The 22,416-nt window shown below is 54.6% G+C and carries 13 protein-coding genes and 1 riboswitch; of the genes, 10 read left to right on the forward strand and 3 right to left on the reverse strand.

All coding sequences use genetic code 11. The features are described from left to right. The first annotated feature begins 53 nt into the window (after nt 1–53). The 9 genes from BM344_RS01225 to BM344_RS17640 all read left to right on the forward strand — a co-directional run bounded on the left by BM344_RS01225 (nt 54) and on the right by BM344_RS17640 (nt 18,099). Nucleotides 54–3,620: a helicase-related protein gene (locus BM344_RS01225; protein WP_091985094.1), complete on the forward strand. Its 3,567-nt coding sequence runs from the start codon at nt 54–56 to the stop codon at nt 3,618–3,620. Beyond that, nucleotides 3,617–4,921, forward strand: coding sequence for an AAA family ATPase (locus BM344_RS01230; protein WP_091985097.1), 1,305 nt, complete (start codon nt 3,617–3,619; stop codon nt 4,919–4,921). Before BM344_RS01225 ends, BM344_RS01230 begins: the two co-directional genes overlap by 4 nt. Beyond that, the gene (locus BM344_RS01235) at nt 4,918–5,658 is read left to right on the forward strand and encodes a retron system putative HNH endonuclease (RefSeq protein ID WP_091985099.1); all 741 of its coding nucleotides are present in this window, start codon (nt 4,918–4,920) and stop codon (nt 5,656–5,658) included. Before BM344_RS01230 ends, BM344_RS01235 begins: the two co-directional genes overlap by 4 nt. Next, nucleotides 5,655–8,558, forward strand: a complete 2,904-nt coding sequence (locus tag BM344_RS01240) for a DUF1156 domain-containing protein (RefSeq protein ID WP_091985102.1) — start codon at nt 5,655–5,657, stop codon at nt 8,556–8,558. Before BM344_RS01235 ends, BM344_RS01240 begins: the two co-directional genes overlap by 4 nt. Nucleotides 8,559–8,573: 15 nt before the next feature. Further along, nucleotides 8,574–11,060: an McrB family protein gene (locus tag BM344_RS01245; protein WP_091985105.1), complete on the forward strand. Its 2,487-nt coding sequence runs from the start codon at nt 8,574–8,576 to the stop codon at nt 11,058–11,060. A gap of 8 nt (nt 11,061–11,068) precedes the next feature. After that, nucleotides 11,069–13,486, forward strand: a complete 2,418-nt coding sequence (locus BM344_RS01250; RefSeq protein WP_091985107.1) for a DUF2357 domain-containing protein — start codon at nt 11,069–11,071, stop codon at nt 13,484–13,486. 2 nt (nt 13,487–13,488) lie between these two features. Further along, a complete protein-coding gene (locus BM344_RS01255; RefSeq protein ID WP_091985110.1) occupies nt 13,489–16,332 on the forward strand; it encodes an ATP-binding protein in 2,844 nt (947 codons plus the stop codon). An 88-nt stretch (nt 16,333–16,420) separates the two neighbouring features. Beyond that, nucleotides 16,421–17,464, forward strand: a complete 1,044-nt coding sequence (locus tag BM344_RS17635) for a class I SAM-dependent methyltransferase (RefSeq protein ID WP_228143513.1) — start codon at nt 16,421–16,423, stop codon at nt 17,462–17,464. A 17-nt stretch (nt 17,465–17,481) separates the two neighbouring features. Further along, complete coding sequence (locus BM344_RS17640) at nt 17,482–18,099, forward strand: HNH endonuclease domain-containing protein (protein ID WP_228143514.1); 618 nt, start codon at nt 17,482–17,484, stop codon at nt 18,097–18,099. 13 nt (nt 18,100–18,112) lie between these two features. On the opposite strand, the gene BM344_RS01265 is transcribed toward BM344_RS17640, so the two are convergent. From BM344_RS01265 to BM344_RS01275, 3 genes are all read right to left on the reverse strand, one after another. Continuing rightward, nucleotides 18,113–18,811 (reverse strand): RES family NAD+ phosphorylase, encoded by a 699-nt coding sequence (locus tag BM344_RS01265; protein WP_091985111.1) that lies wholly within the window; start codon nt 18,809–18,811, stop codon nt 18,113–18,115. Beyond that, entirely contained in the window at nt 18,808–19,215 is a 408-nt protein-coding gene (locus tag BM344_RS01270; RefSeq protein ID WP_091985114.1) for a helix-turn-helix domain-containing protein, read from the reverse strand. The genes BM344_RS01265 and BM344_RS01270 overlap by 4 nt, the downstream gene beginning before the upstream one ends. 101 nt (nt 19,216–19,316) lie before the next feature. After that, entirely contained in the window at nt 19,317–20,798 is a 1,482-nt protein-coding gene (locus BM344_RS01275) for a patatin-like phospholipase family protein (protein WP_091990649.1), read from the reverse strand. Between the two features lie 104 nt (nt 20,799–20,902). Then, nucleotides 20,903–21,022: riboswitch (glycine riboswitch) on the forward strand. A 169-nt stretch (nt 21,023–21,191) separates the two neighbouring features. Here BM344_RS01275 and BM344_RS01280 point away from each other — a divergent pair. Then, a complete protein-coding gene (locus BM344_RS01280; protein WP_091985116.1) occupies nt 21,192–22,409 on the forward strand; it encodes a D-amino acid dehydrogenase in 1,218 nt (405 codons plus the stop codon). Nucleotides 22,410–22,416: the final 7 nt, after the last annotated feature.

Consider the following 22,416-nt stretch of genomic DNA (forward strand, 5'->3'; position numbering starts at 1 on the left):
ATTTTAGTTATCGGGGCTATGTGATCGCAAACTAATGCTCGTAAGGAAAGCGGATGATCAAACTGGAAGACATAAAAAAAGACGCCCAGATCCGAGGCATTCAGGGTGACGACGTTGTCCGCATTGTACAAACCGAATCAGTAGGTGATCATGCCCTGACGGTCTACTACAAAGACAGCCAAGGCCGCCTGAACGAACAGATGCTGTTCCGCTCCGACGAAACGCGGTTGGAGCTGGCTGAGGCTGGTCGCCCCTGGGCGTTTGATGCCCCCGGGGCCGACTTCAAGCTGGGCCTGGAGGCCTATCGTATTACTCAGGCGGCGCTGTTCGACCCGATGATGGCAGTTCATACCTCCAATGTAGAGCCGCTTCCCCACCAAATCTCGGCTGTGTATGAGTCTATGTTGCCTCGCCAGCCGTTGCGCTTCGTTTTGGCGGACGACCCCGGTGCCGGCAAGACCATCATGGCTGGCTTGTTGATTCGTGAACTCCTAATGCGGGCGGATGCTAAGCGCATTCTCATCGTGTCTCCCGGCGGGCTCACCGAGCAGTGGCAAGACGAGTTGCTGGAGAAATTCGGCGTCCAGTTCGACATCTTTAGCCGCGACAGACAAGAGCAGAGTGCCTCTGGCAACTACTTTGACGAATCCAACCTGCTGATCTGTCGGTTGGACCAGCTCTCACGCAATGAAGATTTCCAAGAAAAACTAAAAAATACCGAGTGGGATCTCATCATCGTGGACGAGGCCCACAAGCTCTCCGCCAATTATTTCGGCAACAAGGTCAACAAAACCAAACGCTTCCAGCTGGGTGAGTTGTTAGGCTCGATTACCCGGCATTTTTTGCTGATGACAGCCACACCGCACAACGGCAAGGAAGAGGATTTTCAGATCTGGCTCTCGTTGCTTGATGGCGATCGCTTCTACGGAAAGTTCCGGGAAGGCGCCCACAAAGTCGATGTGTCCGACATGATGCGTCGGATGGTGAAAGAAGAGCTTCTGAAGTTCGATGGCACACCTCTGTTCCCAGAGCGCAGAGCCTACACAGCCAACTACGAGTTGTCTGATGCTGAAGCCGAGCTTTATGCGGAAGTGACAAACTATGTCCGCAACGAGATGAACCGGGCGGACAATTTGGAGGGCAAGCGTAAGGGCACCGTTGGTTTCGCATTGACCCAACTGCAGCGCCGTCTCGCTTCCAGTCCAGAAGCCATTTACCAGTCCCTCAAGCGTCGACGGAAACGTCTTGAGTCGCGCCTTGAAGAAATGAAACTGGTTGCGCGTGGTGAGGCCGTAAAGCAGGCGAATAAAAATGGTATCGCGGAAACCCTCGGCGAATACAAAGTCACCAAGAAGCTCGACATTCCCGACAACATCGACGAACTGGATGACGACGAACTCAGTGCCGAGGAGTACGAGCTGTTCTCGGAACAAGTCGTGGACCAGGCCACAGCTGCTGAAACCATTCCGGAGCTCGAGGCCGAGATCGTGAGCTTGCAGGGCTTGGAATTTCAAGCCATGACCGTCGTGCAGTCAGGTAATGATAAAAAATGGGAGGAGCTCTCCCACCTCTTGCAAGATCGGCCTGAGATGTACACCGAGGGTGGCAGCCGTCGTAAGTTGATCATCTTTACCGAGCACAAAGACACGCTTAATTACTTGGTTCAGCGCATTTCCGGAATGCTAGGCAATCCGGAGGCCGTTCTGACGATTCATGGCGGCACTAATCGGGATGAACGTCGCAAAGCCCAGGAAGAATTCCGAAATAACCCTGAAGTTCTGGTGCTGGTGGCGACCGATGCGGCAGGTGAGGGCGTCAACCTGCAGAATGCCAACCTGATGGTGAATTACGATTTGCCTTGGAACCCAAACCGACTGGAACAGCGTTTTGGTCGCATCCACCGGATTGGCCAGACAGAGGTTTGCCATTTGTGGAATCTGGTGGCCAACGAAACCCGGGAAGGCGAGGTGTTCCAGAAGCTGTTCGACAAGCTTGAAGTTGAGAAAAAAGCCTTGGGCGGCAAAGTTTTCGACATTCTTGGTGAAGCTTTCGAGAACCAATCTCTTAAAGACCTGCTGGTTGAAGCCATCCGGTACGGAGAGTCGCCTGAAATCAAAGCTAAGCTCAATCAGGTTATTGACGGCGCACTGGATACGGAACACCTACGCGATATCCTTAAACGCAACGCTCTGGTTGAACAGCACATGTCGCTGGAGGACTTGTACGCCGTTAAGGAAGAGATGGAAAAGGCCGAAGCCCGCAAGCTTCAGCCGTACTTCATTCGGGCGTTTTTCACCGAAGCGTTTCAAACCCTAAGTGGAGAAATGCGTGCTCGAGAATCGGGGCGCTACGAAGTCCGGCATGTGCCCGCGGCGATTCGAGAACGGGATCGGATCATCGGTGAGAGTCGCACACCGGTGCTGAAGAAATATGAGCGAATTTGCTTCGAGAAACAGATGGTTCGTGTTCCCGGCAAACCCATGGCGGATTTGATTCACCCCAATCATCCTCTGATGGCCGCGACCACCGATCTGGTACTTTCGGCTCACCGAAGCAAGCTCAAGCAAGGCGCTGTTCTGGTAGACCCAAACGATGACGGCATCGAGCCGAAAATCTTATTTATGGTCGATCACACGATTCGCGAGGGTGAAAGCGCCAGCGCTGATGGTAAACCAGGCATCGCCTCCCGACGGCTGCAATTCGTTGAGATCGACCAGCAAGGCAACAGCTCCCATGCGGGCTGGGCACCTCATTTGGACTTGCAGCCGATTGCTGCTGACGACCACCAATTGGTTCAAGACGTGCTGAACGCCCCGTGGATCACTGGTAACCTTGAATCCCTGGCGCTCAACCATGCCACTCAGCACTTGGTACCCGAACACTACCAAGAGGTAAAAACTCGCCGGGAGCGCACTGCTGATAAAATCCACGCCGCCGTCCATGAGCGACTGGTCAAAGAGATCAATTATTTGTCCGGTCAGGCGATCAAGCTGGACGAACAGGTTGCCGCAGGAAAGCAGCCGCGCATACAACCGGAAAACTTTCGGAGAAGGGCAGAAGAGTTAACTGCCAGGCTCGAGCAACGCAAGCGCGAGCTGCAAGCCATGAAAAATGTGGTCTCCAGCACCCCGGTGGTGATCGGCGGTGCCCTGGTGATACCTCAGGGGTTACTGGCTATACGCAAGGGCGAGACGACGTTCACTGCCGATGCTCAAGCCAGAGCGCATATTGAGCAGGTGGCCATGCAGGCAGTTATCGATCGAGAGCAGGCTTTGGGCCATACCGTGAAGGATGTCTGTGCCGACAAGTGTGGTTGGGATATTACTTCTCGCCCTCAGGCTAATCCGGATGGTTCTTTGCCACAAGACAGACATATCGAAGTGAAGGGTAGAGCCAAAGGGCAAGATGTTATTACGGTCAGTCGCAATGAAATCCTCTACGCTTTGAACCAGGCTGAAAAATTCTGGCTGGCGATCGTTTTGGTAGATGGAGAAGAATACGATGGCCCTTACTACGTTAAGAATCCGTTCAGCACCGAACCAGATTTCGGAGTACCTTCGGTGAACTACGAATTGAAGCACCTTTTGTCAAAGGCAGAGCTCCAGGAGCCAGGTTTATGAAGCTTGAAACGCTGAAACTGAGAAACTTCCGGCGATTTAAAAGCCTGGATATAAGCTTTCATCCTGAACTGACAGTATTGGCTGCAAGAAATGGTCAAGGTAAAACCTCGGTGTTAGATGCCGCTACGATTGCACTGGGCACTTTCGTCGGTGCCTTTGATCTCGGGAAAGCGAAACATATTGCGCAAACCGACGCACGTTACCAAAGGCTTTCCGGCCACTCTGACAATGAACAGGCTTTCCCTGTAAGCCTTGAAGCGACGCTATCTAATATGATTGCCCCAGTTGTCAGAGAGCTTCATGGAGCTAAGGGCAGAACTACGATCAAACACGCTGGAGAACTAACGAAACTCGGTAGGCAACTGATGAAACGGGTTCAGGCTCTGGAGCCTGTGCCCCTTCCTCTGATGGCGTATTACGGTTCAGGTCGCCTTTGGAATGCGCATAAGAATATGAGCCGCAAGGCAGTATTAAGTGAAAGTCGGACGTTGGGATATGAGGACTGCTTCAGCTCCGCCTCCAGCTTTACCCAAGTTCAGCAGTGGATGACAAAAGCTACCTTCGCAGTTCTCCAACATAAAAGTATGGAAGCTTACGAAGGTTATACGCTAGCTCATCAAATTGAGGGTATCCAAAACACTGTCGACAAAGTCCTCAGCAATGAAGGTTGGAGCGACTTCCATTACAGCGTTCAACATGAAGAGTTGGCTATGACTCACTCAGAAATGGGCGTATTGCCCGTTTCGCTTCTCAGCGATGGCGTGCGTGCCATGGTATCTCTAGTAGCTGATATGGCGTGGCGTTGTGCCAAGCTAAACCCACAAATGGGTGAGAAGGCTCAGGAGCAAACAACTGGAATTGCATTCATTGACGAAGTAGATATGCATCTGCATCCGGAGTGGCAACAAACAGTTATCCAAACACTTCGTGATGCTTTTCCTCTCATTCAGTTTGTTGTCACAACCCATAGCCCACAGGTAATGAGTACGATTCGGCGGGAAAATATTCGAGTTATCCAAAGTAATAAGGCAGGTGAAGCGAGAGCAGAGGAGCCGTTGGCCAGAACTTACGGCGAGCCGAGCAACACAGTACTGCAGGGTGTCATGTTTGTTGACCCACAACCTCCCGTGAAAGAGAAACAGGATTTAAAGCGCTTGACAGAGTTGGTTGACCAAGGGCTATACGAAGATTCATTAGCATTGCAGCTAATGGAACAACTACAAAGCACATTGGGGGAGCATCACCCTCAACTACAGCGCCTTCAACGCAGCATTAAACGTCAAAAGGCTCTCAAAGGATGAGGCATGTCACCAAGCAGGGAAATGGTAGCTATCAGCTGAACCAAGCAAACCGAACCCCGCCACAAACTAGTGAAGAAGCCACTCGCCGTTGGAGCAACTTTAATCATAAACGGCAGGTTATGAGTTACTTACTAGACGAACAGTATCAACTTTGCTGTTACAGCGAGCTGCGTGCGGATGAACATGGGCTGGGGTATCACATCGAGCATGTCGAGAATAAAAGTCAAAGCCCCAGGCGCACTTTCGACTACACCAATCTGGCAGCCAGTGCGCTGGATGCCGACCGAATTAGAGCGTTCAAAGATGAGCAGAATGAGGCTGGTCTGGCTAGTGAATTGTTTGGTGGTCATGCTCCTGGCAAGCAGCGCTCGGTCAATATGCAACTCTTTGTTTCACCCCAACAAAACGATTGCGCCCGGTTTTTTTCATACCTTTCAGATGGTCGCATTATCCCTGCACAATACCTGAACGAACGAGACAGCGCGCGTGCACGTTACACCATTGACCTGCTCAACTTGAACAGCCCGTTTTTACTGGCAGAGCGCAGTAAATGGTGGGAGGAGTTAGACACATTGTTCGATGAGCACCTCAGCAATGAGATGGACCTACATAGCCTGGCTGCGATAGATCTCGTGCCCATTGCTCAGCGACTCAGTCCGTTCTTCAGCATGACGCGACAGTTTTTCGGACGTATTGCCGAGGATGTTCTCCAACAAGATGCACCGGAATTAGTATGACAACACAGATTAAGACGCCCAAAAAACTCATTGAGGTGGCGCTGCCATTGGATGACATCAACATGGCAGCTGCCCGGGAAAAATCCATCCGCCACGGCCACCCCAGCACTTTGCATCTGTGGTGGGCGCGTCGACCCTTGGCCGCTGCAAGGGCAGTGCTGTTTGCCCAACTGGTGAACGATCCCGGCTACCAGCGCGAGCTGGGTTATGGGGTAAACAAGAAAGAAGCGGAGATTAAGCGGGAGAAGCTATTCCAGATCATCCGCGACCTGGTGAAATGGGAAAATACCAACAACGAAGAAGTGCTGAACCGCGCTCGTGAAGCCATTTGGGAGAGCTGGCGCGAAACCTGCCACCTCAATCGTAATTATCCACAGGCGTCGGAGCTGTTCAATCCGGAGAAACTTCCAGCCTTTCACGATCCCTTTGCCGGGGGCGGAGCCATTCCGCTAGAAGCCCAGCGGTTGGGACTGGAAAGCTACGCCAGCGACTTGAACCCCGTTGCAGTAATGATCAACAAGGCGATGATCGAAATTCCGCCCAAGTTTGCCGGGCAAACACCCGTTGGCCCGCTGCCAGAAGGTGAGAAGCAGCAAAGCATGATGGAAGACTGGGCCAGTGCCAAAGGCCTGGCTGAAGACGTGCGGCGTTATGGCAAGTGGGTGCGCGAGGAAGCCTTTAAGCGGATTGGCCACCTTTATCCAAAGTACAAGATTACCCAAGAAATGGTCGTCGAGCGCCCAGACTTGAAAGCCTACGAAGGGGAAGAGCTGACAGTGATTGCCTGGCTTTGGGCCAGAACCGTGAAAAGCCCCAACCCGGCTTTTAGCCATGTAGAGGTGCCTCTCGCCTCCAGCTTTGTGATATCCAGCAAAAAGGGTAAAGAGGCTTATGTTGTGCCTGTCGTTGAGGGTGACAAGTATCAATTTGAAATTAAAGTCGGCAATCCACCGCAAGAGGCGAAGGATGGCACCAAAGCCGGCGGGCGGGGTGCTAATTTCAACTGTCTAGTATCTGGTTCGCCAATTGATGGGAAGTACATTAAGGCTGAGGGTCAAGCCGGTCGCATGAAGCAACGCCTGATGGCTGTCGTTGCAGAAGGAAAGCGTGGCCGTGTCTATCTTTCTCCAACCAGTGAAATGGAGTCTGTCGCGAATCAGGCCGAACCATATTGGGCGCCTTCGGGAGATGTACCCGCGAGGCTGACGGGCGGCACTTGTGTTCCATATGGGCTGAGAGAGTGGGGCAACCTCTTCACCCCCCGCCAACTAGTAGCCTTAGCCACCTTCTCCGATCTGGTGGAGGAGGCCCGTGAAAAAGCCGTTGCCGACGCCAAAGCCGCCGGCCTGCCGGATGATGGTCAAGGCCTAGCCCGAGGCGGTTCTGGGGCGACGGCCTATGGGGAGGCTGTAGCAGTTTATTTGGGCTTCGCAGTGGATAAGGTTGCTGATTCGGGATCAACAATTGCTAGCTGGACATCACAGCGGGATACGATTCGAAGTACCTTCGCACGACAGGCCATTCCAATGGTCTGGGATTTTGCAGAAGTAAATCCCTTGTCTGACTCAACGGGCAACTTCATTGGTAGTATTAACTGGGTATTTAAGGTAGTGGACCTTTTACCAGCCACAGCCTCTGGCGGCGCTCAGCAAAGTGATGCTGCCACGCAGTCAATCAGCCTCAACAAGGTCATTTCATCTGACCCACCCTATTACGACAATATTGGTTATGCTGATTTGTCCGACTTTTTCTATGTCTGGATGCGCAGAGCATTGCGAAAAATTTACCCAACATTGTTCGCGACCATGGCGGTTCCCAAAGCGGAAGAGCTGGTCGCCACCCCTTACCGTCATGGCAGCAAGGAAAAAGCTGAAACCTTCTTTATGGATGGCATGACGCGCGCTATTCACAATATGGCAGAGAAATCTCATCCAGCGTTTCCGGTTTCTATTTATTACGCATTCAAGCAGTCGGAAACCAAAGAAGGCAGCACTACCAGTACCGGCTGGGTAACTTTTCTTGAAGCCGTCATTCAGGCTGGTTTTTCCATTGATGGTACATGGCCAGTACGAACTGAACGCGAAGGTCGCAGCATCGGTATTGGCAGTAACGCACTAGCCTCCTCCATCGTCCTGGTCTGCCGCAAACGTGAAACCAACGCGGAGTCTATTTCTCGCCGCGATTTCCAGCGTCAACTGCGCGAAGAAATGCCGGAAGCGCTGGAAACCATGATCGGCGGCCAGACTGGTCAAACCCCCATAGCCCCGGTGGATCTGGCCCAGGCTGCCATAGGTCCCGGCATGGCCATCTACTCCAAGTACCAAGCAGTCCTGAACCAAGACGGCAGCCGCATGAGCGTTCACGATGCTCTGGTGCTGATTAACCGTGCGATTACCGAGTATCTCAGCCCGGACTCCGGCAGCTTCGATGCCGATACACAGTTCTGCTCCAGCTGGTTTGAGCAATACGGCTGGAGTGCCGGCCAGTTTGGCGAGGCCGATACGCTGGCTCGCGCCAAGGGAACGAGTGTGGATGGCGTGAAAGCTGCCGGCGTGGCCGAATCCGGTAGCGGAAAAGTAAGGCTGCTGAAATGGTCTGAATACGAATCCGACTGGGATCCGAGCAAAGACGACCGCACACCGATCTGGGAAGCCTGCCACCAGATGATCCGTCGCCTCAACAACAGCGGTGAGTCGGCTGCCGGTGAACTGCTGGCCAAAATGCCGGAAAAAGGCGAAGCCATCCGCCAACTGGCCTACCACCTCTATACCCTATGCGAGCGCAAGAAGTGGGCCGAAGAGGCCCGCGCCTACAACGAGTTGATCGGTTCTTGGCACGCAATTGTGGCGGCGTCTCACGATGTGGGTCACAAAGGCGAGCAACAAGGATTTGACCTTTAAAGGTGATGCCACGACATGATTGAGCAGACGTTGCAGTTGCTGACCCGTGATGATGTGGTGAAAACCATTCATGAAATGGGCAAGGAGATCGCGGAGGGTGAGCGCTACTCGTGTCTCTATCAAGGAAGGCGCTTTGACCCCAAGGCGCTGATGGCGAAAGCGCTGGAATACACGAAAGCGCAATCGCTTCCGGCACAGAAAGTCGAGGAGCAGCTGTATAAACCCTTTATCGAGGCCCTTGAGGCTCTGGACTTTGTTGTCGCCAAGAAGCCCCGCAACCTGGGCGACACAGATCTGCCGGTGATGATCTATGAGGTCAAAAAGCCTGAGACGGTCCAGGGCAATTACCGGCGGTTATTTTCTGCCAATCAGAACCGGTTTTATTGGAACCGCGACAAATTTTCGAAACTGAAATCCGGCGATCCTGTTTTCATTGTGAACAGTGCGGCTTCACAGGTCCTGTTTGGGTTTGTGCAGGATACGCGTATCCAGGCTACCTATGATGAAGCAAAGGATATCAGCAGCTTCTCTCACCAAGGTGAACAGTTTGAGGTAAGCCAACACTACGAGGCGTTCGTGTGCATTGATGTGCGTAAGATTCAACACACACCGCCGGGTTGGAGTTGGAAGACTCTTGGTAGCGGTGAGCACACCTATATAGCCGGGCCGGATGTCAGCCCTCAGTCTGCACGCAATAATTTGGAGCGGATTAATTTGCTGCTTGAATTGTTTGCGGCTGATGAAGAGATCGCCTTGCAACTGCAAACCTGCTACGAGGCTGTGTCCCAGCACTTACCACAAGAGGAAGAACAGGGTAACGAGCCGGAGCCTCGGCTCTGGTATGTCATGCAGGGGAAAACGTTTAGCCCGAAACGCGCTCTGAAATATTTGTGGGCGCCACTGTCTGGGAAGGGTGGTCGTGAGTTTGCGCATTGGTCCGCTGTTAAAGATATTCGGCCGGGCGACATCATCATCCATCACGCGGACAGCGCCATCCAGGCAATTTCTCGTGCAATTTCGTCTCCCAAAGTGGTGCCACAGCCGGAGGAATTTTCGGATGAGTGGCGAGGCGATGGGCATTTAGTGGATGTGGAGCCCCTCATCGTTTTTAAGCCAGCGATTGACTCAACTGCCATCAAAAAATGTTGGCAGCGACTGCAGCGGGCGTTGAGTGATGTCCGAGGGCCATTTAACCGCGATGGTTTTGGCAACCAGGGCTATTTATTTGAGTTTACTTGGGAAGCGCTTGCGATCGTCTTAATGGATCAATCGGTGAAATTGCCAGAAGAGATTCAACGTTGGTTACCAAAGGTGGAACCCGACGATGATTTACCTGGTAATGGCGGTGAGGGAGAGCCTTTACCCGTCCATAGTACCGAGATCCCTGCAGTTGATTGGCTGCCGCGTGTGCAAGCGTTTATGGCCAGCCAGGGCTTTCACTACAGCTTGCCTGAAGTCGCCAACTTCTATCTATGTTTGCGCACCAAGCCTTTGGCGCTTCTGGCGGGTATTTCGGGCACAGGGAAAACTCAATTGGTTAGGCAGTTCGCCAAGGCCCTGGGTTATGGTGATCCCGACCACTGTGAATTGATTGCCGTGCGTCCGGATTGGGCTGATAGCTCGGATCTGCTGGGCTATACCAATATCCAGGGTGATTATGAGAGCCAGCCGTTGCTCAAAGTAATCGAGCGAGCGATGGCACATCCAGACGACCTCTACTTCGTGATTCTGGATGAGATGAACCTGGCGAGGGTTGAGCACTATTTCGCCGAGGTGCTGAGCTTTATGGAGACCCGCATGCGGGATAGCCAGGGGCAAATAGTGACCGAACCCCTGGTTAATCGAGCGGATGTGAATGGGGGCCGCCCCGTGTACCTGCCTCAAAACCTGATGCTGGTGGGTACTGTGAACATGGATGAGACCACGCATCCGTTCAGTCGAAAGGTACTCGATCGGGCCAATGCCATTGAGATGAATGACATCGATTTGGAGTGGGCACCGGAGCCTGCTGAAGCGCAGCCCGTTAGTGGTGTTTATGCGGATGCATTGCTGGCACCTTTTCTAAATTCGGTCGATCTCACGGTTGAGCAAAAAGCGGAACTTTCTGACTCGCTAGATTTGCTGAAAGAGGTGAACCGGATCCTGGAGCCGGCGGGCCTTCACTTCGGTTATCGAGTCCGTGATGAGATAGCGTTCTACTTAACACTGCATAAACAGGAACAGTTGGGCCAACTGAAGGGGTTTGCTCGCGAGGCAGCGTTGGACTTTCAGCTGATGCAAAAAGTGCTGCCTAGAATTCAAGGTAGCTCTACCGCGATGCTCAAGGCATTGATCGGTTTGATCAGTCTCTTTTCGGGACATACCATTCCAGAAACCGCAGAGCTGGCAGAAGTTGAAAGTCTGGTTGATTCAGAGGCAACGCCTTATCCAAGAAGCGTTAAGAAGCTTCTCTTTATGTTGCAACGTTTCAATGACGATGGCTTCACATCGTACTGGTTGTAACTCGCGTTATGCCGCTGCTTTGCTTTGATCACACGGATGGCAGCGTTTGCCAGCTCACGCTCAGTGAGGTGGCTTTGCCGCGTGCCATTCAGGCGCAACTTAAAACGCCTGTCGTGGCTTGGTTTGACGCTCAGCATTTGCGGTTGAACCCTTCAGAGTCTGAGTTGCCTGGGCCTGTCGATAGCCCCCTGTTTTTTGAGTGGCAACGGCTGGAGTGGTTGTTTGAGCCGGGTGACGATTGCCATTTTGAGGCGCCTTTGGCTTTGTGGGTGAACCGTGTTCCTCAAACTCAAGTTAGGTATCGCTCATTAGCGGGAAAGCCGAGGCTGATGGGTTCGTTCAGTTTAGAAAACGCCGTTGGCCGCACTCGCTTTGAAGTGGTCGATGCGCGGGGGAAAGTGTTGTTCAGTCTTGGGGTGGAAGTGTTTCCTCAGAAATTGGACTACAAGGATGACTTCCCTGCCATGCTGGATGAGATCACCGAGGTGCTTTATTCCTTGGCGTTTGATGCGTTTACCAAAACCTTTGCCTCAACTAGCCCTCGGGTAACTTATCGGCAAATGGTGTCCGAGTGGTTGAGTCTGTTTCGGGTGTTGTTTGATAGCTTGGAAGTTAGTTTGGCGACGCTTTTGAGAACGCCAAAATCCGAGTTGCGTCGAGAGCATCGGGTTAAGCCTATCCATCGAATAAAGAAGGCCACCCCACGCGGAATTCGAGCTGCTACCCGGCGACCGGACCGGTACAGTCGGGGTGGTGGTTTAAGGGTGGCCCCCGGGGTTCAACTCTCTCATCTTCCGGAAGAGCACAAGCAAATCAGTTACGACACCGTTGAGAACCGATTTGTGGCCTGGGCGCTGGCAGAGATTATTCGTCAGATTGAGCGCACCATGCGCTATCTGAGGCAGCAATCGAAGGTTTCGCCCAAACGAGTCCAAGTGGAACTGGCGGAGCTTGAGACTCGCAAAGCGCGGCTGCGGAGGAGATTGCAGGGTTCGGTGTTGGGGGCGGTGGGACCATTTCAGCATCAGAGCTTTTTCTCCACCACCTTGACGATGGCTCCAGGTTACAAGGAGTTCTATCACCGATTCCTGCTTCTTAGGAAGGGGTTGGCTCTGGCTGAGAATGATGTCTTTCAGATGGATTACAAAGACATCGCCACCTTGTACGAATATTGGTGCTTCCTGAAAACCGTTAAGTTGCTCAGGGACAACCCAAAATATGATCTGGTGAGTAATGATATCGTCAAGCTAGAGCATCACCGGCTGCGTGTGAATTTGAAAAAGGGCAAGAAGTCGGCTGTGCACTTTGTGCAAAAAAGTACCGGTGATGATATTTCCATGTACTTCAACCGAACGTTTGGGCGGCAAAAGTACACCCACACGTTTGATCAGAAACCGGATCAATTTATCGAGTTCTCACGTCTGGGTTTCGATACCAAGGGCGATAGGAAGTTTTTCAAAGTAGTGCTGGATGCCAAGTATCGATTTGATCGAGAGTCTGAGCAGTATCCGGATTCTCCGGTTGCTTGCGGTCCACCGCTAGACACGATTGCTCAGCTGCATCGTTATCGAGACGCCATTTTATGGCAAGAAGGTTTTGATGATTCGGTTCGGGTGGCGAATAAAAGCATCGGTGGCGTGATTTTATTCCCATATCCAGGTGATGAGCAGGATTTCAAGCAGCACCCCTTTTACCAGAGTATCGCGAACGTCAACATTGGTGCGGTTCCGTTGCAGCCTGGTCGGCATCGGGAAAACCAGTTATTTTGTGATTATCTGGAAAGCCTGTTCGAACAACCGGGTGAGGTGATTACTCAGTCTCGCGTGCATTACGACAATCGGATTTACCGTCGCAAAAAAGAGGCTAGTAGGCAGTGGGTATTGGTTGGCATGGTGCCGAAGAACAATCGGCAGGCGCGGTTGGATTACCACTTTGAGCAACGCTGTTTTTATATCCCGAGACCGTCTGAATCGAAATGGCCCTTGGAACAAATCAGTGTTGTTGCGCTGTATGATCAAGCCCAGAGGCATATCGTTGGCTGGGCGGAAGTTGAGCGCGTTGAGGTTCGGTTGGGAAAGGAATTAGCCGAGACCGGAACGACATGGCCGCCGAGAAAACCCGAGTTACCGCACTATGTGTATCGCTTAGGCCCAGTGCACTCGGTCAACCTGAATGCGGGTGCCCAAATGAGCGGACACCGCCAGAGTCGATATTTGATTACCCGGCTTGGCTTTGAGTTGGCGCTGCAGGAACAAGAGCCCGAGCTGCAGTTTATTGGCAGTTGGGATCATTACATTGAATGGAAACGGTTGAAAACCCGTTATCCAAAGGTGCAGATCAGGCGCACAAAAACCATGGTGAATGCCGCTGGCGAGGATGTCAGTGAGCTGGAATTTATACCCATAGATACAGATTTGGAGTCGTAGATATGTCGCTCAAGCCCTGGACAGAAATTGCCCGGCCCCACAAGGACGTGCTGCATGGCACTTTCAAACAGTCCGAGTTTGCCGCTGATATTAGTCAGGTGGCAAAGGGCACCGCGCCGGAGGAGTATCAGAACGCGGAGAAGTTCTTCTCTCGGACCTACATTACCGAAGGTATGCGGTTGTTGCTTGTATCAGTAGCTCAGCGGCTAGCAGGTAACGGTGGCGACCCGGTCGTGCAACTCCAAACTGCGTTTGGTGGTGGTAAAACGCATACCATGTTGGCGGTTTACCACCTTGCCAGTCGTCAGGTTCCGGCCAGCGATTTGCAGGGCATTCCTGACTTGCTGGACGAAGCCGGCGTTCAATCACTGCCCACAGCCAAAATTGCGGTCATCGATGGTATTGCGTTAGCTCCCAGTCAGGAGAGTGTTAAAAAAGATGGTCAGAAGGTAACGACGCTCTGGGCCGAGATTGCCTGGCAGCTATTGGGCGATGAAGGGCTGGAAATGGTTCGCGCCTCAGACGAGCAGGGCACCTCTCCTGGGAAAGATCTTTTAGTGGATCTGCTGACTCGAGCGGCACCCTGTGTCGTGCTTATTGATGAGCTTGTTGCCTTCTTGCGTCAATTTGAGCTTGGAAAAAGCTACCGAGCAGGCACTTTTGATTCAAATCTGACCTTCTTCCAGGCGTTAACTGAGGCAATGAAGGCAGTGCCTAACGCCATTTTGCTGGCGTCGTTGCCTGAGTCAGAGCTGGAGGCCGGCGGTCATATGGGGCAGCTGGCACTGAACTCTCTGGAAAAATACTTCGCGCGAGTCGAGTCGGTTTGGAAGCCGGTGGGTTCGAGTGAGGCGTTTGAAATTGTTCGCCGCCGATTGTTTGAAGACGCAGGTGCACGTGCCGAAGTTGAGGGTATCGCTCGGCAATTTTCGGACTTCTATCGGCAGCATGCTGATAAATTCCCCGTTGAGACACAATCTAACGAATACTTCGAGCGACTGTGCTCTTCCTATCCAATTCACCCCGAAATATTTGATCGTTTGTACGAGGATTGGTCGACGTTGGACAAGTTCCAGCGTACTCGGGGTGTTCTGCAGTATATGGCGATCGTCATTCACCGGTTGTGGGAAAGTGGGAACCGTGACGCGTTGATCATGCCGGGTTCCTTACCGCTGGCGGACGCAAATGTTCGCAATAAGAGTATTCATTATCTGCCTCAGGGTTGGGAGCCTGTCATTGAAAAGGAGGTGGATGGGCCTCGTTCTGTTCCTGCTGACATTGACAGCCATACTTTGTTTGGCAGTGTGCAAGCAGCCCGACGCGCCGCTCGCACGATTTTTTTAGGGAGCGCGCCTTCGACCCAAGACCAAATGATTCGCGGTATTCAGACTGAGCGAATTTTGTTGGGCTGCGTTCAGCCTGGGCAGACTATTGGCGTGTTCGAAGATGTGCTCAAGCGCCTGCGGGATAGGTTGCACTACTTGTACGCTGATCAAGACAGGTTGTGGTTGGACACCAAGCCTAATTTGCGTCGGGAGATGGAGACTCGTAAGCAAAACATCAGCACTCGGGATGAGCTGATGCCATTGCTGAAAGAACGGGTGAACCGAGCGTTTGGGAAAAATCACCATTTCGCTGGCATTCACGTGTTTACCGAGCACGGTGATATTCCTGACGACTACGGTTCTGGTCCGCGCCTGGTTGTGCTTCGTCCCGGTGCAGGTTTTAGCCGCTCGGAATCGAACCAAGCCTATGGTGAAGCGGAAAAAATTCTGCGTAACCGGGGAGATCAGCCTCGGCAGAAACAGAACCGTCTCATTTTTCTGGCGCCGGATTTTGATGTGGTCAATCGCTTGAAGGAGCAGGGACGGATCTATCTAGCTTGGCGTTCTATCGTCTCGGATATTGAAGACGGTAACCTGAACCAGGACTTATCCCACCTCAAACAAGCAAAACGCAATAGGGATGGCGCCGAACAGTCTCTCGCTCAACTAATTCGGGAAACCTGGAAGTGGTTGATTGCTCCAGTAGAAGACTTTGTGAAAGGGCGCCCAGAGCTGAACTGGGAGGTGGTCTCGGTTCCACCTACCGCCCCCAACCTGATTCAGAGCATCGAAGAAAAACTCCGGGAGGAAGAATGGCTGGTCTACGAGTGGTCACCCATTCATCTTCGTAAGGTATTGAACGATTGGTACCTGAAAAATGGTGTGACTGAGGTCAGTGCCCCCAAGGTTTGGCGCGATACCTGCCATTACCTGTATTTACCCCGGTTGGTAAATGACCAGGTTTTTAAGAATGCCATCAGTCAGGGGACTGAGACCGAAGACTACTTCGGCTTTGCGGCTGGTAAAGAGGGGGATCGTTACCTTGGTTTCAGCTTTGGTAAAGGCTCGATCGTTGCTTTGGATGAATCTTCAGTGTTGATCGAGCGTGAAGCTGCCGCGTCCTATGCTGAAAAGCTTCGTCAAGAGCAAGATCAACACTCCTTAGGGGCTCATGAATCGGGCGGAAGCGGGTATACGGTGGATCTGCCCACACAAAAAACTGAGCCGGTGAGGGTGCCGCCAGGTGGTGATACGTCAGCGGGGCAATCCACGGTTGCTGGAATTGCGAAAACTCATTTCTACGGCACTGCGGAGCTCGATCCAGTCAAAGCGAAGATGGACTTCGCAACCATAATGGATGAGGTGGTTCAGCAGTTCACGGCTCAGCTTGGCGTGGACGTCACGATCTCCGTGGAGATCGAGGCAAAGAAAAGGGATGGCTTTGACGAGTCTTTGCAGCGGACGATTAAAGAGAACTGCAATGTGTTGAAATTCACTACCTCAGAGTTTGATGAAGACTGAGTGTGCTCTAGTTTGTTATTTACATTTGGGGGGGCGACATCGATGTTAGAAGGGAACCGAGTCTGCCCCATTCTTTGGATGTCCACTCGTGACGAACGTATACAGCCAGAAAGCGAAGTCCTTCTATGATCAGTACCAGTCGCTTACGTTCGAACAGGTTCATCGAGACTGGCTCTTCTTTCTTGGCGAGAAATCAGGCCTTGCTCTCGATGTCGGCGCAGGCAGCGGTCGCGATGCCAGCGCCCTTGCAGAGCGCAGCTGGGACGTTGTCGCGGTAGAGCCCGCAGTTGGCTTACGAGATATGGCTCGGGATGCTACTCGCAGTCAGAGCATTCACTGGGTAGACGATCAATTACCCGATCTAGGCAAGATCCGAAAGCTGAGCTACCGCTTCGATCTCATTCTTGTTTCCGCCGTCTGGATGCATATCTCCCCATCCGATCGTGAACGTGCTTTTCGAATCCTGACTGAGCTTTTGGCGCCCGGTGGAATGCTGGTGATTACGCTCCGGCATGGGCCCGGTGATGGCGAACGGCTTTTTTACGATGTCAGTAGGGAAGAGCTAGAGAGTTTTGCCAAACGCCGAGTACTGATCCCGCTTCCGTTACCAGTCGAGCGCAAGAAGGATGAGCTCCAGAGGGACGAGGTTTCCTGGGAGACTCTGGCTTTTCGATTGGCGGACGATGGCACAGGCGCGTTGCCGACAGTCCGTCACATCATCGTTAATGATAATAAGTCCTCGACCTACAAGTTGGGTTTGCTGCGAACCCTTGTCCGGATTGCTGACGGTGCGCCCGGCTTGGCGATCAAGCGAACCGATGATTGGGTTGATCTTCCGCTCGGAGCGGTCGGTCTGTTCTGGATTATGCTGTACCACCCATTAGTTCTCCGCCATCAACTGAGGCAAGCGCCGGGAAGCAAAGGCTACGGCTTTGCCACTGAGGATTTCTTCAAGCTTCAGAGTTTCACACCACTCGACTCAGGGTGGGAATGTCGCTGTCGGCCGAAATTGCGCCGGTGGTCCTTCGCGCTATTCGCGCCGCCTGTCGTAACATTCTCGATAACCCCGCGCACTTCACAACCTGGCCGGGTGGTAACCGCCCGATCTTTGAAGGCGAATCCGCAAGGATGACGATCAGGAAGGAATCTGTGCGCCTGGACAAAGCAACGCTTTCCCGGTTCGGTACCTTCCGCGTTCCTTCATTTCTCTGGGATGCATTCAGTCGTTACGCGTGTTGGATTGAGCCTGCGATTGTTAATGAATGGATTGATTTGATGGGTAGCTGGGATCTGCGTTATCGCATTGATGACTATCATCGTGGTTTGCAGTGGGTTGAAGGTCGTCGAGATACGTCAGCTGTCCGTCAGATGATCAGTCAGCAGCTTGAAACAGGCAGTGTAGAGTGCGTCTGGACGGCCAAAAATCTCAGAGCGACGGGGTTTGATGTTGACCACTGTTTTCCATGGTCTCGCTGGAACAACAACGACCTTTGGAACCTGATGCCAGCGACTCATCGGGCGAATGCTTCCAAGTCGGAAAAACTGCCCGGTGATTTGCTTCTCAAAGAGGCGCATCCGCGGGTGGTAAGTTGGTGGGAACAGGCCATTCTGGGTACATCTCGCGAAGAACAATTCTTCTCCGAGGCCGAAGCCTCACTTCCATTACTCGGGCAGAAACGCACCGTGGAAGGAGTTTTTGAAGGGATGCTTCAGCAGCGATTAAGGTTGAAGACCAACCTCCGATTGGCGGAATGGTTGGGCGTATAGATCGCCTCCCGCCTCAACCAAACCCAACCTCATGCGCATCCGAAATCCGAGCCCAATGCGTAATCCTCCGCTTCTGCCCATCCCAGAAATACCTCAAATGCCCACCCTGAACCGGCGCATGAAGGGCCACCGGCCGAAACGCGGCAATGCACTCGTGTCCGGGTCTTCGCACCGAGTGGTAGAGCAGGCCGTCGGATCCTTTGGAGCGGTATTTGGCGCCGAAGGCCTGGCTGGCGGAGTAGTCGTTTGGGTCGTGCAGGTCGGCGAAGTCGCTGGCGCGGATGTCGTGCATGGGTCTGGCGATGTCGCCCACGTAGCAGCGCATGGTGAGTTCGATGGATTCTTCGTTGGCGGCGGCCATTTCCAGTTCTTTGTGGTAGACGGTCTCGGCGATGGCTGTTTCCAGTGAATCGGCGGCGTAGTACACGCCGAAATCGCCGTTGGTGAACCGGCTGCCAAAGCCCAGGTGGGTGAAGGCGGCCATCACCGGGCTGGCGCCGGGGCCGATGAGGCGGTCTTCGGTGGGCACGAGCTGCAGGTTGCCGGCCTGGTCGAGCAGGCGGTCGTTGGTCATGGCCTCGATTTCAAAGGCGATGTCCAGTTCTTCGGCGGTGTCGTAGATGCGCTCGAACAGGTCGATGGGCGGGTAGTGGCTGGGAATGATTCGGTGGGCTTTCCACTCGGGCAGCACCAGCGGCGGGGTGGGTCTCACGCCCAGCCCCGCTTGGCATCGAAGTAGCGCCGGGCCAGCATCAGGTGCTTCATGGAGCCGCGGGTCATGAATTCCAGGGCGGAGGCGCCGGAGAAGGGCACCTCGGTGGTGGCCAGGCGGATCCGGCGGTTGGCGCGCTCGGCGGTCGGGTACATCACCCGCAGGGACTTGTAGATGCCGAGGATGTAGCTGATGCGCTCCAGGGTGTCCCGGGAAAGCCGCACGTAAGGCAGCTTCTGGTACTTGGAGAGCGTGCTCCGGGAGATGCCGCCGAGCATCTGCATCATCTCCTCCTGGGTGCAGCCCCATTCCCGGCAGATGTTGAAAAAGCCTTTCAGGGCAACGTGGCCGCGAAGGGCGTCGTTGTCGACGGTTTCAGGCAGTTTTCTCAGTGGCTCTGCCATGGTTAGGTCTCCCGGCATGTGTACATATGCTAATTATACGCGTTTGTGTATAAATATGCACACTAAGATTCGGTTGACGGCCGGGCAGCGTGGTCGGGGCGTCAGGCGGATTCTTTCTCCAGTACCTTTTCCAGGCCGCGAATGCATCGATCAAATGCCCGGCTGATGCGGGTCTGGTCTTTGATCATCGCCAGTCTTGGCCAGGTGGCCTGTTCGCCGAGCTGGATGAACATGTCCAGGTCCTCGGTGCTCGGGTTGGCCAGCACTTTGCGGTAAAGCGAAGGCCGTAGCGGGAAGTGGATGTTGATGTCGCCCAGGTACTGCTGGCTGGCCATGGCGTGGGCCTGTTCGATCAGCGGGCGGATGAGCCCGGGTGTCGGACTCTGGCGGGTGAGTTTCAGGGCCGTGGCCAGTTGGCCGTGGGCCAGGGAAACGGCAGCCTGTTTGGCCCAGGCTTTGAGCCCGCTTTCATCGTGGTGGGTGATGAACGGCACTACGTGGGGGTTGGCCTGGCTTACGATGGTTTTGTTCACGTTGTGCAGGCGGGCCATGCGCATCAGCGGCAGGTCGCCGTGTACGCTGCCATCAATCCACCGTTCGGTGGGCATGTAAGGCACGCTGCTGTTCGGGCCACCGCTGGCATCCCGGGCCTGAAGGGTTACCGGCGGGAAGATGCCCGGCACCGCGCAGGAGGCCATCACGGCGGAATCCACCAGTACCTCCGGTGAGGAGAGCCAGTTGAGCAGTCTCGGCTTCTGCTGGGTGCGGGTCGGCGAGACCGAGATATTCAGGGTGCGGCCGCTGTGGTCGTGGGCTTCCTTGAAGCTGACGCTGCCCAGGTTCGCGAGCAGGTGTTCCTGCAGCTGGCGCGGATCCATGGCATGGCCTTCGCGTAGCCCGTCGCGGATGCCCAGCCAGCGGAACGCCTGCAGGTGGATGTGTTCGGGGTGCTCGAAGAACTCGGTGACTTCCTGGTTGTTCCGGGTGCAGATGGCGGCCGCAACCACGGCGCCCATGCTGGAGCCGGCGATGACGTCTGGCAGCAGGTTCTGGCGCCAGAGCGCCCGGGCAACGCCGAGGTGATAAATGCCGAAAGCGGCGCCGCCACTGAGCATCAGGGCAGGGCGGCCGTAGACCCGTTCGGCATCGCGGAACATCTCCAGTTTTCTGGCGGTGCTCACCTCCGGGATGGGGTGGCTGCAGATGAACTCCATGGAGGTTTCCACCTCGCTGAGGAACTCCTGCACCAGGCGGTTGGTGCCGCTGCGGGCGACACTGTAGAGCTCGGGGTTGGAGAGCTCGCCAAGGTGGCGGTAGAGGCTCTCCTGCAACACCCGGATCAGCCGGCGGGTGTCGGTGTTCGCCCGGCACTGTTGCATGCTGGCCATGTGCTGGCGCATCAGGCTCTCGTGCAGCATGCCGGTCTCTGCCTGCTCGCGCCAGGCCAGCTTGCCGTCCAGATCGTCCAGGGCGGTGGCGGCGGCCAGCCACTGCTCGTAGTCCTGGGCCTGCTCCAGCTCTTTCTGGAGTTGCTTGCGGGTGCGGGCGTTGTGCTTTGAGGTTGGTTCCGTTTTTTGATTCATAGCCTCACCATAGCCGATCCACGCCGGGCTTTGCATTGAGACAGTTTCATGAATGGCTGTTATTTGCTAAATTTGCGCCTGTTGATTGCATTTTGTGCAGATCACACATGTCTGCGGGAGAGATCGGTCCACTTTCCATGGGTTCAAAATCCATGAGCGATGGTACCGGCGCCGAAGGAGCAACTGCCCCGGAAACTCTCAGGCAAAAGGACCGCTGACATGACTACTTTCCGAAGAGCTGCCGACAGTTTGCGTCCGTCGGCACACCGAAGGAGCAAGCGGCTGTCGCTCAACGAATTGAGCCCGCCGTGAATCTCTCAGGTCCCGTGACGGAAGGGGTGCTTGCTGCCATGAGGGCAGTGAGGTAACCCTTGGCGCCCCACGGAGTCTGTTATGAAGCGAATCGCTGTTATTGGCGGTGGCATTACCGGTATTACCACGGCGTACACCCTGGCCAAGCGTGGCCTGGACGTTACCGTCTATGAAAAACACCGCTATGCGGCCATGGAAACCTCCTTCGCCAACGGCGGCCAGCTGTCGGCCTCCAACGCGGAGGTGTGGAACAACTGGCAAACGGTGATGAAGGGCATCAAGTGGATGTCGCGCCGGGACGCGCCGCTGCTGGTGAACCCCAAGCCTTCCTGGCACAAGCTGAGCTGGTTTGCCGAGTTTATTGCCGCCATTCCCCAGTACGAGAAGAACACCACCGAAACCGCCCGCCTGGCCATTGCGGCCCGCGACCACCTGTTTGCCTGGGCGGAAGAGGAAGGTATTGATTTCGACCTGAAGAAGCAGGGCATCCTGCACATCTACCGGGACAAAGCCGGCTTTGACCATGCCGCCCACGTGTCCAAGCTGCTGGCCGCCGGTGGCCTTGAGCGTCGCCCCGTTACGCCGGAGGAAATGAAATCCATCGAGCCGACTCTGGCGGGCACCTACTACGGGGGCTTCTACACCGAGAGCGACTCCACCGGCGACATCCACAAGTTCACCAACGGCCTGGCCGATGCCATCGTGCGCCTTGGCGTGAAGACCTGTTACGGCCACACCGTGACCGAACTGAGCGCCGACGCCCGTAACGCCTGGGTGACCTCCCACGATGGCACGGAACAGACCCGCGATACCTTTGATGGCGTGGTGATCTGTGCCGGCGTTGGCAGCCGTTCCCTGGCCAGCAAGCTGGGCGACCGGGTGAATATCTACCCGGTGAAAGGCTATTCCATCACCGTGCAGCTGGACGACGAGGCCTCCCAGAAGGCGGCGCCCACCGTGAGTCTGCTGGACGACGCCACCAAGATCGTGACCAGCCGCCTGGGCGACGGCCGGTTCCGGGTGGCCGGTACCGCAGAGTTCAGCGGCTACAACCGGGATATCCGGGACGATCGTATCCAGCCGCTGATTCGCTGGGTGGAGCAGTGTTTCCCGGGCGTGTGCACCCGTCGCGTGGTGCCCTGGGCCGGCCTGCGCCCGATGCTGCCGAACATGATGCCCCGCGTGGGCCGCGGCAAGCTGCCGACGGTGTTCTACAACACCGGTCATGGTCACCTGGGCTGGACACTCTCTGCCATCACCGCGCAGATGCTGGCCGAGACGGTGGTTGGCAAGGACTGAGCCTGCC

The sequence above is a fragment of the Marinobacter gudaonensis genome, assembly GCF_900115175.1.
Classification (GTDB): domain Bacteria; phylum Pseudomonadota; class Gammaproteobacteria; order Pseudomonadales; family Oleiphilaceae; genus Marinobacter; species Marinobacter gudaonensis.